Raw genomic sequence first — 15,384 nt, 5'->3', positions numbered from 1 at the left:
AATACAATCGGTATCAGAAAAATTAAAAAAATAGTATCTCGTTCCCTAATCGGACTAATTCTACTTTTGTTAGTATTGGGTATCGCATTGTCTTTGCCTGTGGTTCAGACCAAAATTGCAAATTATATTACAGACACATTAAACTCAGATTTTGGTACACACATATCTGTTGATAAAGTTTCTGTAAGTGTTTTTGGTGGAGTAAAACTCAGGAAAGTTTTAATAATGGATCACCATAAAGATACTTTAATCTATTCTGATTTAATCAAAACAAATATTTTAGGAGTTAAAAGAGTTCTTGATGGCGATTTAATTTTCGGCGAAATTCGTTTGACCGGTTTGCTATTTAATTTGAAAACCTATAAAAACGAAAAGAAAACCAACCTTGATGTCTTCATTCATTCGTTTGAAACGGGAAAACCAACACCTCCTAACGCAAAAAAATTCTTGCTTACCGCAAAAGATGCCTACATTACTAATGGGCATTTTATTTTAACAGATGAAAATCGTCTAGTTCCAAAAGATGTCGATTTTACAAAGTTAAATGCACATATAAGTGATTTTAAACTTCATGGTCCTGATGTGAGTACAAGGATTCATAAACTATCATTTTTAGATCATAGAGGTTTGTATGTTGCTAATTTAACATCACGATTTAGTTATACTAAGAAACAAATGAAGCTTGAAAAGCTTTCTATTTTAACTAAATATTCTAAAATATATGGTGCAGCTACGCTAAACTATCGCATAGAGGATTTTGCTAAATTTACTGATAAAGTTCAATTTGATGTTGCCTTAGATTCAGCTAATATAGGTTCAAATGACATTCGTTACTTTTATAAAGAGTTAGGTAAAGATCAGTATTTCCGTGTCAAATCAAAAATAGATGGAACTTTAAATGATTTGAATCTGAAACGACTTACATTATCGGATCTGCATAAATCTAATATTGTTGGAAATATTAATTTTAAAAACCTTTTTGGAAAAAATGACCAAGAGTTTCTAATGAACGGAAAATTCGACAGACTCTCTTCTAGTTATGATAATCTGGTTGTTTTATTACCAAATGTGTTAGGGAAAAAATTACCTAAAGAGTTGCAACGAATTGGTAAATTTACAATTGATGGTAAAGCAAAAGTATCTAAAACAGCATTAGATGTTGATTTTTATATGACAACCGATTTAGGAAACGGTCTTGTTGATTTAAATATGAATGAAATCAACTTTATTGATAAAGCATCATATGCAGGAAATATTGTTTTAGAAAATTTTAATGTAGGCGCTTTACTTGGTAGAAAAGATATAGGAAAAACAACACTTAATATTGATGTTGATGGAAAAGGATTTACCGATAAGCACTTAAATACTGTAATTAAAGGAGATGTTCAGAAGTTTAATTATAATAATTATACATATAGTAATATTGTATTAAATGGTAATTTTAAATTACCACATTATAAAGGGAAACTTTCTGTAAATGATCCAAACTTGAATATGACTTTTGATGGTTTGGTTGATTTAAGCAGAAGAGATAGTAAATATGATTTTCATATTAATGTTGAAAATGCCGATTTACATAAGCTGAAATTTGTCAAAGATTCTGTATCTGTTTTTAAAGGAGATGTTGTAGTTCAGGTTGCTGGAAATACAATCGAAAATCTTCAAGGAAATATTAGTATTAACGATGCGGTTTATCAAAATCCAAAATCAACTTATATTTTTGATCAAGTCAATATTAGTTCAAATTTTGATGCCGATAAAATACGCACCATTACTATAAATTCGACTGATGTTGTTAATGGCCAAATTGTAGGTAAATTTAAATTTAATCAATTAGAAAGTTTAGTAACAAACTCTGTGGGTAGTTTATATGCTAATTATAAACCATTGAAGGTGAGTAAAGGGCAGTTTTTACGCTTTGATTTTATTGTTTATAATAAAATAATCGAAATATTCTATCCAAACATAGAACTTGCTACTAATACGATTGTTAGGGGTAAAATTGATGCCGATAAGCAAGAGTTTAAGCTTAAGTTTAATTCACCTCAGATAAAAGCGGCACAGAATACTTTTGATAACATAAGAGTTTCAGTTGATAATAAAAATCCTTTATATAATGCTTATGTAGAACTTGATAGTATTAAAACTAAGTACTATAAAGTGCGTGATTTTAGTTTGATTAATGTCACTATGAACGATACTTTGTTTGTAAGATCAGAGTTTAAAGGAGGTTCAAAAGGAGAAGATTTTTTCAACTTTAATTTATATCATACTATTGATAAGAACAAAAATAACATTGTCGGAATAAATAAATCTGAGTTGAGATTCAAGAACTCTATGTGGTATTTGAATGAAAAAGACGAACCAGACAATCAAATAATTTTCGATAAGAAATTTAAAAACTTTGATATCGATAATATTATTTTATCTCACCAAAATCAGCAAATAGAGCTGGTTGGACAAATAAAAGATGGAGATTATAAAGACTTGAAATTAAGTTTTAAAGATGTTGATCTTAATAAAATCACGCCAACTAATGAAAAATTTGTTTTGAATGGTGATATTAATGGAGAGATTAATTTTAAGCAAAAAAAGAATGCTTATCAACCAACTGCTTCAATTCAAATAAATAAATTGAATGTGAATAAGACTGATTTAGGTGCTTTGAATTTTAATATTGCCGGAGATGAAAACCTAAGGAAGTTTACAATAAATTCATCGGTAGAAAATGATAAATCGGAGTTATTCAAGTTATTTGGAACCTTCGAGATTATTAATAAAGAAACAATACTTGATTTACAATTAAAATTTGATTCATTCAATTTAGCTGCAATTAATACTTTGGGAGGCGATGTGCTGTCTAATATTAGAGGTTATGTTTCTGGAAATGCTGCGATAATTGGTAATTTAAAAAGGCCAGATGTAAACGGACGTTTGTATTTGGATAAAGCAGGAATGACAATTCCTTATTTGAATATTGATTATCAATTAAATGATAAAACTATTGTTGATGTAACTGATGAAAAGTTTTTATTAAGAAATAATACAATTACGGATACTAAATACGGTACTAAAGGGATTTTAAATGGAGTTGTAGAGCACGATAATTTTACCGATTGGAAACTCGATTTGGATATTAGTTCGAAAAGATTACTTGCTTTAGATACAAAAGATAGTGAAGATGCTGCTTATTTTGGTACCGCATTCATTAATGGTAAAGCTACGATTAAAGGGCCAACTTCGTCTTTGTTTATTAAAGTTGATGCAAAATCAGAGAAAGGAACATCAGTAAAAATTCCGATCAATGATGCGCAAACAATGAGTGATAATAATTTCATCCATTTTGTTACTGCCAAAGAAAAATACAATTTAGCAAATGGAATTGTTGAAACTACAAGAAATTATAATGGTCTTGAGTTAGAGTTTGATTTTGATATTACACCAGATGCTGAAGTTGAAGTAATCTTAGATAGAAATTCTGGACACGGAATGAAAGGTAAGGGATTTGGATCGTTATTATTTAAAATAAATACGTTAGGTAAGTTCAATATGTGGGGGGATTTCCAGGCATATGAAGGGACGTATAATTTTAAATACGGAGGATTAATCGATAAGAAGTTTATTGTAAAAAAAGGAGGCTCGATTTCATGGGAAGGTAATCCGATGAAGGCACAGTTAAATCTTGAAGCAGTTTATAAAACATCTGCAAACCCTGCGGTATTACTTGAGAATTCTTCTTTTAGTAAAAAAGTACCCGTAGAGGTGGTGATAGGTATTCGTGGGGATTTAACAAGTCCTGAGCCCGATTTTAATATCGATTTCCCAACAGTTAGTAATGTATTAAAATCGGAAATTCAATATAAGTTAGTAGATAAAGACGTTCGACAAACACAAGCACTTTATCTATTGTCTTCTGGAGGATTCTTGAGTCCTGAAGGAGTGAGTCAATCTGATTTTTCTAGTAGTTTGTTTGAAACTGCTAGTAATTTATTAGGAGGAATAATCCATTCTGATAGCGATAAGATTGATATCGGTTTTACATATACTTCTGCAGATAGAAGACTTGGTCAGGAAGCAGATGGTCAATTTGCGGCGACGATTTCGTCACAAATCAATGAAAGAATTACTATAAACGGAAAAGTTGGAGTACCAGTAGGTGGAATTAATGAATCTGCGATTGTAGGTGATGTTGAAGTGCAGTATAGAGTTAATGAAGACGGAAGTATGAATTTGCGTTTGTTTAATAGAGAAAACGATATTAATTATATAGGACAAGGAATTGGTTACACCCAAGGTATGGGAGTCTCATACGAAGTCGATTTTGATACTTTTAAAGAATTGGTAAACAAGATATTTAAGAATCATAAATTAGAACGTGCCATTAAAGGATCGAATTCAAATGATGATTTTCAGGATTCGTCTATAGATCCAGCTTATCTTGATTTCTCAAAGTCAAAGAAAACTAATAAAAAAGAAAAAGAAAAGGTAAAACCAAATACCCAAGGATTAATTCCTGAAGAAGATTAGTAAACTTACATGTGTTAATGTGTTTTAGTTTTGTTAATCTTTTTTTTACCCCTCTTAATTTTCTTATCTTTAAATTTGATTGTATTCAAATTTTTAACACTTCAATCAAGTATTGTTATTTTTAAATTATTAATTAAAATAAATGACTTTTTTTATTTTATTGATTTTTTTTAGTATCCGAAAACTTATTAACGAAAACGTTTGAATTTAACATATTCTATTAACTTATTATAAATATAGCCCGAATAGTGGTGAATGTTTGTTAATTTTACACTTTAATACTTAAATAATGCCAAAAACAATAAAAAAAGTTGGTGTTCTTACATCAGGAGGAGATTCACCAGGAATGAATGCAGCTATTCGATCAGTAGTTCGAACTTGTGCATATCATAACATCGAATGTATCGGAATTTATAGAGGCTACCAAGGAATGATTGAAGGAGACTTCAAAGAGATGGGACCTCGAAGTGTAAATAATATTGTAAATAAAGGAGGAACGATTTTAAAATCGGCTCGCTCATTGGAATTTAAAACTCCAGAAGGAAGAAAAAAAGCACATGAGAATCTTGTAAAAGCAGGAATCGATGCTTTTGTTGTAATAGGAGGTGACGGAAGTTTTACCGGAGGTTTGCTATTCAACTCAGAATATAATTTCCCAATAATGGGAATCCCAGGAACTATAGATAATGATATTTTTGGTACGAGTCACACTTTAGGGTATGATACGGCTTTAAATACAGTTGTAGATTGTATAGATAAAATACGTGATACGGCAAGTTCACATAATCGTCTGTTTTTTGTAGAGGTTATGGGAAGAGATGCTGGTCATATAGCTCTTAATGCTGGAATTGGAGCAGGAGCAGAAGAGATTCTTATTCCTGAAGAAGATTTAGGGTTAGATAGATTACTAGAATCACTTCAAAAAAGTAAGGCTTCAGGAAAATCATCAAGTATTGTTGTAATTGCTGAAGGAGATAAAATTGGTAAAAACGTATTTGAATTAAAAGATTACGTTGAAGCTAATTTACCAGAATATGATGTTAGGGTTTCTGTATTAGGACATATGCAAAGAGGAGGCTCACCTTCATGTTTTGACCGTGTTCTAGCAAGTAGACTAGGTGTAAAAGCTGTAGAATCTTTGCTTGAAGGAAAATCAAATTATATGGTTGGATTGCAAAATGATAAAGTATCATTAACACCTTTGGAGCAAGCTATTAAAGGTAAATCAGAAATAGATAGAGAATTGCTACGCGTTTCTGAGATCATGTCAACATAAAAATTAGAATAAAAATAAAATTGAAGTTTATTGTGAGGAAATTAGACTTTGAAAATAAGTAGAATAAACAAAAAATAAATAAAAATTTAGAAAAATGTCAAAAGTAAAATTAGGAATAAACGGATTTGGAAGAATTGGAAGAATCGTTTTCAGAGAGTCTTTCAATAGAGATAATGTAGAGGTAGTAGCAATCAATGATTTGCTTGATGTAGATCATTTAGCCTATTTATTAAAATATGATTCAGTTCACGGTCGTTTTAACGGTACTGTAGAAGTAAAAGAAGGAAAACTTTTTGTAAACGGAAATCATATTCGTGTAACTGCAGAAAGAGAACCAGCTAACCTTAAATGGAATGAAGTAAATGTAGATGTTGTTGCTGAATGTACTGGTTTTTTCACAACTATCGAAACTGCAAATGCTCACATTACAGGAGGTGCTAAAAAAGTAATCATTTCTGCTCCATCAGCAGATGCTCCAATGTTTGTAATGGGAGTAAACCATGAAACTGCAAAAGCTACAGATACAGTAGTTTCTAATGCATCATGTACTACAAACTGTTTAGCTCCTTTAGCTAAAGTTATTCATGATAACTTTGAAATCGTAGAAGCTTTAATGACAACTGTTCACGCGACAACTTCAACTCAAATGACAACTGACGGTCCTTCTAGAAAAGACTGGAGAGGTGGTCGTGCAGCAAACTTAAATATTATTCCTTCATCAACTGGTGCAGCTAAAGCTGTTGGAAAAGTTATTCCATCATTGAACGGAAAATTAACAGGTATGTCAATGCGTGTTCCTACTGCTGACGTTTCTGTTGTAGATTTAACTGTAAAAGTTGCTAAAGAAACTTCATATGAAGAGATTATGGCAGTTTTGAAAAAAGCTTCAGAAACTACAATGAAAGGTATCTTAGGGTATACTGAAGATTTAGTTGTTTCTCAAGATTTTATTTCTGATCCTAGAACTTCTATTGTAGATGCTCATGCAGGAATTGGATTAAATTCTACTTTCTTTAAACTAGTATCTTGGTATGATAATGAGTATGGATACTCTAGTAAATTAATTGATTTATCTGTGCATATCGCAGGTCTTAAATAATTTTATATACATTTCAAAATCCCGTTATTGAATAGATAGCGGGATTTTTTATTATTTTGTTTGACTCTCAATAATGTGAATAATTACACTTAATATTGTAAGATGAAAAACTAAACCGAAAACTAAATAAAATAAAATGAAATTAATAGTTGATAGTGGCTCTACTAAAGCAGATTGGATAGCAATTGATGATAATGGCAAGATATTATTCACAACACAAACCTTAGGATTAAATCCTGAAATTCTTAATGGGGATGAAATCGTAAGTCGATTAAATGACCGTTTTGATATATTACAAAATAAAAATACAGCTACACATTTATTCTTTTACGGAGCAGGTTGTGGCACAGATAGAATGAAAATTGCTCTATCACAAATTTTTCAAGAATATTTCGTTAACGCAATTGTTGATGTTCATGAAGATACTTATGCAGCAGTATATGCAACTACTCCAAAAGGAGAGAAAGCTATTGTTAGTATCTTAGGAACTGGGTCAAATTGTAGTTACTTTGATGGTAAACAATTATATCAAAAAGTACAATCATTAGGCTATATCGCAATGGATGATTGTAGTGGTAATGTTTTTGGAAAAGAATTAATCAGAAAATATTATTTTAATAAAATGCCTCAGGATTTAGCAGTTGAATTTGCAAAAGAATACAACATGGATCCAGATTTTATTAAAAACAAATTATATAAAGAACCAAATCCAAATGCATATTTGGCTACTTTTGCTAAGTTTTTAATCAAGCACAAAGATTCTGAGTTTTGCAGAAAAATCATCTTTAAAGGGATGAAATCATTTGTTAAGAATTACATCAGACAATTTGATAATTGTAAAGAAGTTCCAGTTCATTTTGTAGGTTCAATTGCTTACTATTTAAAAGATGAATTACAAGAGACTTTTGATAAATACGAATTGCAATTAGGTAATGTTTTAAGACGTCCAATCGATGGACTTATCGCATATCATATTTCTAATAAATAAAAGTAAATGAAAAGTATGGAGATTGCTATTATAGCCCACGATGGTAAAAAAGCAGACATGGTTCAGTTTTTAAATAAAAATAAAACACTCCTACTTAAGGAAAATATTAAACTTATCGCAACCGGAACTACAGGAAGTAAAGCTATAAATGCTGGTTTTAAAGTTCGAAAAATGCTTTCAGGTCCTATGGGAGGAGATGCCCAAATAGCTGCAAGAGTAGCAGAAGGGAAAACACATATGGTTTTCTTTTTTAAGGATCCGTTAGCAAGTCATGCTCATGAAGTCGATATTAATATGTTAATCCGTGTTTGTGATGTACATAATGTGCCATTGGCGACTAACGAAGCTTCAGCACAATTATTACTAAATGCTATTGCGTTAGAATTGTAAAAATCCATATTAAATTTTATAACGAACCGTTTCAATTATTTGAGGCGGTTTTTTTTATTTCTAATTACACTTCAATCTGTTTTTATATATAAAGGAATCATGAATCTGATTTGTTATTCATGATAAAAATATATAAGATATCGTTCTGTTTTTAGGTAAAAAAAAGAATCGGTTAAAAAATAGAATGAATATAGGGATTCAGCTTTATAAAGGGCTTAAAGTGTTTCTTTAGAGAAAAGATAGGGAAAGTAGTAGGTAAGAGATATGCTTTTGTAGAGATGTGATAATGTGCCGTAGTTATCATTGTGGCTTCGGCACATTAATCCTGAATTTTATCGTATTGCAATTATAGAAATTTCTACATTTACGTTTTTAGGTAAGCAAGCAACTTGAACTGTTTCGCGTGCAGGAGCAGTTTTTTCGTCAAAATAAGAACCGTATACACTGTTGATAGCGGCAAAATTATTCATGTCCATTATAAAAATAGTTGCTTTTACAATGTGCTCAAAAGTCATGTCTGCAGCTTTAAGAATAGCAGCTATATTTTCCATTACTTGTTTGGTCTCATCAAGAATATTATCTGTAATTAATTCTCCTGTTTGAGGATTAATAGCAATTTGACCAGATGCATAAAGAGTGTCGTTCTTTAAGACAGCTTGGTTGTATGGGCCAATTGGAGCTGGAGCATTTTCGGTAAATATGATTTTTTTCATGATTGTATCAATTTATATTAAATGTGTTTTATTTGTAGCAGAATCAGCTTATCTGTTAATAGTGCTTCTTTTGTTCCATTTGATGTCGCTAAGAACTCCAGATTTTATTCCGATAAAGAAATTCCAGTTTGAATATGGACCTATTGGAGTCCAGTTAAAATCCATTCTCCAGCTTAATAAATCTCTTTCAAAACGAAGTTGGGTAAAAGTAACTCCCTTTTGTACAAAATCATATCCTGTAGAGATACCACCTTTCCATTTTGGGGTAATATCCATATTAGCAGAAATCATTATAGAGTTTCCAATGATTTTGTTTTCTCTCATGGCATTTCCGTATGTTAGAGAGTAAGCAAGTGTCATATCCCATGGAAGTTTTGCGTTGAAAAATTGAGTTATTTCATTATCCTCTTCTTCTGAGCCGTCAAATTGGCTTTTACGTTGATCATTTAAATCAGTGCTTCTTCCAAATAAATCATCTTCACGACCACCGTTTCTTGTGTTTTGGCTATTTGAATCGTCTTTTTTACTTTTTTCTTTATTCGAAATAGAATAGTTTAATGTCATATTTGCACTAGTCATTCTGAATAAGCTTCCTCCATTATCGATGTTGAAAACATTCATTTGTTTTCCTGCATTATCAATTGCATATGGATTTAATGTAGCTCCAAAATTAATATTCATTTTGTTTTCAAGGAGCTGTGTTCCTCCACTAACTCTTAATGGTTGCCATGCAAATGATGTAATTCCGTCAGCATTGAAATTATAACTTGTAGAGAAGTTTAAATTGTTAAGCAACATTATTTTTTTAGGTTCTGTTTTTGTACTGTCTTTATCAGTAACTTTTGCCTCAAAAGTATTACTTAAATCAAATCCTATAATATTGGAGTTGTTGTTACCTGGTGCTCCAAAAATACCTCCTTCAAAACGGCTGTATTCTTTCATCGTAGCTCCTGTTGCATCAGCAGAGTAGGTATCGTAATATTTATCGAAACTAGGAGTATATCCATAAGAAATGGACGGACGCATTACGTGGCGAATCGATTTTATTTTTTTGTCTTCACCAAAATTAAAAGTACCGTATATAGTTGTACCAAGGCTTGAGCTAAACGAGTAGGTTCTATATGCGTCAAAACCATTGACAGTTTTGTCGATTACTTTGTTTTGATCTGCGTCGTATAATTTTTGGATGGTTTTTGTTTGCCATACTTCTTGGTAATTTGCAGTTGTACTTGCACTAAAATATTTGAATAATTTAAAGTTAGTACTTATCGGAATACTGTGTTTAGCTCCGATTTTTGCATCATCAAACATTTGAGGTTTGAAAAATAGAGAATCGGTTGTTACGATACTGTTTTTACCACTTAAGTTGTATTGGAAGTTAATATTTTTAATAAATCCTTTTTTAACTCCGTTTTTCCCTGCGAACGGGTATATCCTGTCAACACTCGCTTCTAATGTTGGTAAAGTCATATTAATGACTTCGGTTTGTGTGTTTTGAGAGTGTGTCGCAGTTAATGATGTACGTATTTGTGGTAGCGTATTAAAAGTTTTACTATAAGAAACAGATGAACTTAAAGTGTTGTTTAAGTTAGATCCAATATTAGCTTGGTTAATAGATTGTTTAAAGTATTTACTACTACCCATATTTACCGAAGCAGAAAAACTCGAATTCGGACTTGATTTTGTATCCTTAGAATGTGACCACTGAATGTTGTAAATATTTTGTCTAGAGTAGTCTGGATATCCTCTTTCACTAGATATTAAGTTCTCAAAACGAATATTTATATTACCTCTATATTTATATCTTTTTGCATAGGCCGATTCGAAACGCATGGCATAACTTCCGTTTGTATAATAATCACCTAAAACTGTTAAATCATAATTATCGCTTAAAGCAAAATAATAACCACCATTTTGTAATGAGAACCCTCGGGTGTTGGAGTCATTATAACTTGGTAGAATTAAACCAGAGATACTTTTTTCAGACGACATAGGAAAATAGGCAAATGGTAACGCAATAGGAGTAGGCACATCGGCAATTACCATATTGGTTAATCCAGTGATTACTTTTTTTCCAGGAATAAATTTAACTTTATTCGTTTGAAAGTAGTATTCAGGGTTGTCTACATCTTTTGCAGTTGTAAAGCGAGCACCTTTTAGGAAATAAACTGAGTCATTTTCTTTTTTAGTGATGCTGGCTTTGATTCTAAATTCGCCTTGTTCAGATCTAGAGTTCCAGATTAAAGCTTTTTTTGTTTTAAAATTAAATCGAATTGAATCTGGTTCAACGGCGCTTGCCCCTTGTTTAAAATTGGGATACTGAGTATAAACACCTGCCGAATCTTTGAGACGACCTGCATAAACTTCGCTTTTTTCGTAATCTAAAACAATGATGCCCGATTTTAGTTCAACATCTTGGTAATATAACTCCGCTTCATTATATAAGGTAATAAGCTTTCTTTTTTGGTCAATCTTAGCATAATCCTTGGCTTTGTATCTTACTTTGCCATCCAAAAAAGCTTTTTTGGGTTTTATGCTATCGACCTTTACGGAGTCTATAGTTGTAGTTTTTGTGCTATCTGGCTGTATACTAGCGTTTATAGCTTTCTTTTTTTTGTTCGTGTCTTGTGAATATATATTAGCACATCCTAATGTTAGGAAAAATGATAATAAAACGATATTAAATAAGTTTGTATGCAAAGGTTTAAATACTATTTTTGTAAAAATATGGCTTGTTTTTTGACATGTCAAACTTACATATAATTTTTTGTCAAAAATAATCAATTGAAAAAATTATAGTAGTTGTATTTTATTAAAATTAACTTTTAGATTATATGGATATATTTAACAAAAATAGGGTAATATTTAGTTTTTTTCTAACTATAATTTCATTTTGTGCCTATAGTCAATCTAATGTTTTTAAAGTAACTTTAGATGCAGGACACGGAGATCATGATTTTGGGGCGGTTTACAGTGGGCGTATTGAGAAAAATATTGCTTTGTCAATAGTTTTAAAGGTTGGGAAAATATTAGAGTCTTATCCTAATATTAATGTAATATATACTCGTAAAACAGATGTATTTATAGGTTTGATTGAAAGAGCTAACATTGCTAATAGAGCCAATTCGAGTATTTTTGTGTCTATACACTGTAATGCAAATAAAAATACCGCTGCATTCGGAACTGAAACTTATGTAATGGGTATGAATAAAGCAGCTTCTAATCTTGAGGTGGCAAAAAATGAGAACTCTGTTATTACATTAGAGAAAGATTACAAGCAAAAATACGAAGGATTTGATCCAGGTTCACCAGAATCTATGATTGGAATGACCTTGATGCAAGAAGAATATTTAGACTATAGTATTGCATTAGCTAGTAAAATCGAAGATGCATTTGGTTTAATGGGTAAAAAATTGCGTGGTGGTGGTGTAAAACAAGCTCCTTTTATGGTGCTACACAAGGCGTATATGCCAAGAGTTTTAGTAGAAACTGGTTTTATTTCAAATCCAGCTGAGGGAGATATCTTAAATTCAGAAGACGGACAAGATGAATATGCAAAAGCAATTGCAGGAGCTATCATAAGTTATAAGAAAGAATATTTTGGCAGTGGTTCTGCTGATCCTGTTGATGAAAGACCAGTTACAAAAAATGTTGAGAAACCAGTAAAAGATTCTACTCCAGTAAAAACTACAACTACTGCTCCTCCTCAAAAAAACACTATAAAACCTAATTCAGATGGTTCTATATATAAGGTACAACTTTTGGCTAGTATAAAAAAGACGCCATTAGCACCAGCAAACTTTAAAGGCTTAACTGGAGTTTCTGTAGTATACGAGAATAATGTTTATAAATATACCTATCAACAAACAGCCGATTATAATCAAGCAAAAAAATATTTGCAAGAAGCAAAAGAGAAGGGCTATGACTCAGCTTTTTTGATTGCATTTAAAAATGGAGAAAAAATTAGTATCCAAGACTCGCTTAAATAATAATTACAAGTTCAATATTTTTATATTAAATTTGTACAAACACTTACATTTTGAAACTAACAAGAGAAATTAAAACGGCTATTTTAGTCATTGCATCAATTTTATTATTTATTTGGGGGTACAGCTTTTTAAAAGGCAAGGACCTCTTTACTGATTACAAGACATTTTATGTTGAATATGATAATGTAGAAGGATTAGCTACATCTGCACCAGTTACCTTAAACGGATTAGCAATTGGTAAAATTAATGGTATTAAAATTAATGAAGCTACTGGGAAATTGTTGGTTGAATTACAATTAAAAACTGATTTCCCTATTTCTAAATCAAGTACGGCTTCTATATATGAGCCTGGATTAATAGGAGGAAAGCAAATTGCAATTTATCCAAACTTTAATGATAAAGAGCCTGCTGTAGAGGGGCAATTATTCAAAGGAACAACTAAACTTGGTTTAACAGCAGGTTTGGCTGATAAATTAGCGCCAGTTCAGGACAAAGTAGAGAAGATGCTAGTTAATATTGATAAACTTGTTTCGGGTTTAAATAATGTTCTTGATCAAAAAGGACAGGAAGACCTAAAAAAGAGTTTAGCTGAATTAAGTAAAACAATGGAGCAATTTCATAAAGCTTCTGGAAGCATCAATTCAATTTTAGATACTAATAAAGGACAGATTAATGGAGTTGTTACTAACTTTAATAAAATGTCTGGAAATTTTGCTAAAATGTCTGATTCATTAAATAAAGCAGATCTAGGTAAAACGGTTAGAAGTTTAAACCAAGCATTAGCTAAAGTTGATGGTTTAATGAATGGATTAAACTCAGGTAAAGGTACAATGGGTAAATTATTAAAAGACGAAGCGCTTTATAATAACCTGCAAGCAACTTCTAAAGAATTAGAATTATTGTTACAAGATGTACGTTTATCGCCAACACGTTATGTAAATGTTTCGCTTTTTGGAAAGAAAAACAAGCCATACGTTGCACCAGTTAACGATTCGATTTCTAAAAAATAAACTTAAAATATGAGTTATTTAGATAATATTTTATTTGCCATTCTTCTTATTATTGGTTTTGGTTTTTTTGCGTCAAGTGTGAAAAAAATTATTCGAAACATAAACTTAGGAGTAGATGTAAATCGTAAAGACAATCCAAAAGCACGTTGGAGAAACATGGCTATGATTGCTCTAGGTCAGTCTAAAATGGTAAAAAGACCAATTGCAGGAGTATTGCATATTGTTGTTTATGTTGGTTTTATTATCATAAATATCGAATTACTCGAAATTATCATCGATGGTTTATTTGGTACGCATAGAGTTTTTGCACCCTATTTAGGTCCAGTATATGATGTACTAATAGGTTCTTTTGAAATATTAGCTTTATTGGTTTTGGTAGCAGTAATAGTTTTCTGGATACGAAGAAACGTTATTCGATTGAAGCGTTTTATTAATCCAGATTTAAATGGGTTCCCAAAAAATGATGCAAATTATATCTTGTATTTTGAGGTAATATTAATGACATTATTCTTGTTGATGAATGCTTCTGATTTGCATTTGCAAAATGTTCCAGGAGGATTTTCGCACTTTCATAAAGCAGGTAGTTTTCCTGTAAGTCAGTTTATAGCGCCAATTTTTAACGGGATGTCTAATGAGTTGGTGATGTTGTTATGTGAAGCATTTTGGTGGTTGCATATTATAGGTATTCTTATTTTTATGAATTACTTATATTTCTCAAAACATTTACATATTTTATTGGCTTTCCCAAATACGTATTTTGCTAATTTGAATCCAGAAGGTCAGTTCGATAATTTAGAGTCGGTTACAAAAGAGGTTAAATTGATGATGGATCCTAATGCTGATCCATTTGCAGCTGCTCCAGTAGATGAAAATGCTACTCCTAGCAAGTTTGGTGCGAGCGATGTTCAGGACTTGAATTGGGTACAGTTATTAAATGCATATACGTGTACAGAATGTGGTCGTTGTACTTCAGCTTGTCCTGCAAACCAAACAGGAAAAAAATTGTCTCCTCGTAAAATTATGATGGATACAAGAGATCGTTTGCAAGAAGTAGGTAATAATATAGATGCTAATAAAGGAGTTTTTGTTCCAGATAATAAGTCATTATTAAATGATTATATAACTCCTGAAGAATTGTGGGCATGTACATCTTGTAATGCATGTGTTGAAGAATGTCCAGTAAATATTAGTCCATTATCAATTATTATGGATATGCGTCGTTATTTGGTTATGGAGCAAAGTGCTGCGCCAATGCCTTTAAATGCAATGATGACAAATATTGAAAATAATGGGGCGCCTTGGCAATACAATCAGCAAGATAGATTGAATTGGAAGAATGAAAATTAGGATAATTTAATTGATTATTTTTAATCGTTTAAATAAAATAAATTT

Annotated in this window: 10 protein-coding genes; 8 read left to right on the top strand and 2 right to left on the bottom strand. The window is 31.3% G+C overall.

The features are described from left to right. Positions 1-66 precede the first annotated feature (66 nt). From LPB87_RS09130 to LPB87_RS09110, 5 genes are all read left to right on the top strand, one after another. Positions 67-4,527: a translocation/assembly module TamB domain-containing protein gene (locus tag LPB87_RS09130; RefSeq protein ID WP_230727694.1), complete on the top strand. Its 4,461-nt coding sequence runs from the start codon at positions 67-69 to the stop codon at positions 4,525-4,527. 289 nt (positions 4,528-4,816) lie between these two features. Beyond that, positions 4,817-5,803, top strand: coding sequence for a 6-phosphofructokinase (gene pfkA, locus LPB87_RS09125; protein ID WP_129539119.1), 987 nt, complete (start codon positions 4,817-4,819; stop codon positions 5,801-5,803). Positions 5,804-5,897: 94 nt separating this feature from the next. After that, positions 5,898-6,902: a type I glyceraldehyde-3-phosphate dehydrogenase gene (gap, locus tag LPB87_RS09120; protein ID WP_129539118.1), complete on the top strand. Its 1,005-nt coding sequence runs from the start codon at positions 5,898-5,900 to the stop codon at positions 6,900-6,902. 136 nt (positions 6,903-7,038) lie between these two features. Further along, positions 7,039-7,890: an N-acetylglucosamine kinase gene (locus tag LPB87_RS09115; RefSeq protein ID WP_129539117.1), complete on the top strand. Its 852-nt coding sequence runs from the start codon at positions 7,039-7,041 to the stop codon at positions 7,888-7,890. Between the two features lie 15 nt (positions 7,891-7,905). Beyond that, the gene (locus LPB87_RS09110) at positions 7,906-8,280 is read left to right on the top strand and encodes a methylglyoxal synthase (RefSeq protein ID WP_230727829.1); all 375 of its coding nucleotides are present in this window, start codon (positions 7,906-7,908) and stop codon (positions 8,278-8,280) included. A 332-nt stretch (positions 8,281-8,612) separates the two neighbouring features. Here LPB87_RS09110 and LPB87_RS09105 read toward each other — a convergent pair whose 3' ends face one another. Next, entirely contained in the window at positions 8,613-8,993 is a 381-nt protein-coding gene (locus LPB87_RS09105; protein ID WP_129539116.1) for a RidA family protein, read from the bottom strand. 48 nt (positions 8,994-9,041) lie between these two features. Next, positions 9,042-11,744 (bottom strand): putative LPS assembly protein LptD, encoded by a 2,703-nt coding sequence (locus LPB87_RS09100; protein ID WP_230727693.1) that lies wholly within the window; start codon positions 11,742-11,744, stop codon positions 9,042-9,044. Between the two features lie 83 nt (positions 11,745-11,827). Between LPB87_RS09100 and LPB87_RS09095 the strand changes: the two genes are divergently transcribed. Genes LPB87_RS09095 through LPB87_RS09085 form a run of 3 tightly spaced genes read left to right on the top strand, consistent with a single transcriptional unit; the run spans position 11,828 to position 15,339 of the window. Continuing rightward, complete coding sequence (locus tag LPB87_RS09095) at positions 11,828-12,982, top strand: N-acetylmuramoyl-L-alanine amidase (protein WP_230727692.1); 1,155 nt, start codon at positions 11,828-11,830, stop codon at positions 12,980-12,982. Positions 12,983-13,032: 50 nt separating this feature from the next. Next, entirely contained in the window at positions 13,033-13,992 is a 960-nt protein-coding gene (locus LPB87_RS09090; protein ID WP_129539113.1) for an MlaD family protein, read from the top strand. A gap of 9 nt (positions 13,993-14,001) precedes the next feature. Next, a complete protein-coding gene (locus tag LPB87_RS09085; protein ID WP_129539112.1) occupies positions 14,002-15,339 on the top strand; it encodes a (Fe-S)-binding protein in 1,338 nt (445 codons plus the stop codon). The last annotated feature ends 45 nt before the right edge of the window (positions 15,340-15,384 follow it).

Origin of the sequence: Flavobacterium sp. EDS, from assembly GCF_020991525.1 — a bacterium.
Classification (GTDB): domain Bacteria; phylum Bacteroidota; class Bacteroidia; order Flavobacteriales; family Flavobacteriaceae; genus Flavobacterium.
The sequence above is the reverse complement of the archived record's forward strand: the minus strand, read 5'-3'. Positions and strand labels throughout refer to the sequence as shown.

Excerpts from the sequence above, each read along its gene's own strand:
- LPB87_RS09085 (WP_129539112.1), top strand. The coding sequence starts at position 14,002 with ATGAGTTATTTAGATAATATTTTATTTGCCATTCTTCTTATTATTGGT.
- LPB87_RS09095 (WP_230727692.1), top strand. The coding sequence starts at position 11,828 with ATGGATATATTTAACAAAAATAGGGTAATATTTAGTTTTTTTCTAACT.
- LPB87_RS09115 (WP_129539117.1), top strand. The coding sequence starts at position 7,039 with ATGAAATTAATAGTTGATAGTGGCTCTACTAAAGCAGATTGGATAGCA.
- gap (WP_129539118.1), top strand. The coding sequence starts at position 5,898 with ATGTCAAAAGTAAAATTAGGAATAAACGGATTTGGAAGAATTGGAAGA.
- LPB87_RS09110 (WP_230727829.1), top strand. The coding sequence starts at position 7,906 with ATGGAGATTGCTATTATAGCCCACGATGGTAAAAAAGCAGACATGGTT.
- LPB87_RS09105 (WP_129539116.1), bottom strand. The coding sequence starts at position 8,993 with ATGAAAAAAATCATATTTACCGAAAATGCTCCAGCTCCAATTGGCCCA.
- pfkA (WP_129539119.1), top strand. The coding sequence starts at position 4,817 with ATGCCAAAAACAATAAAAAAAGTTGGTGTTCTTACATCAGGAGGAGAT.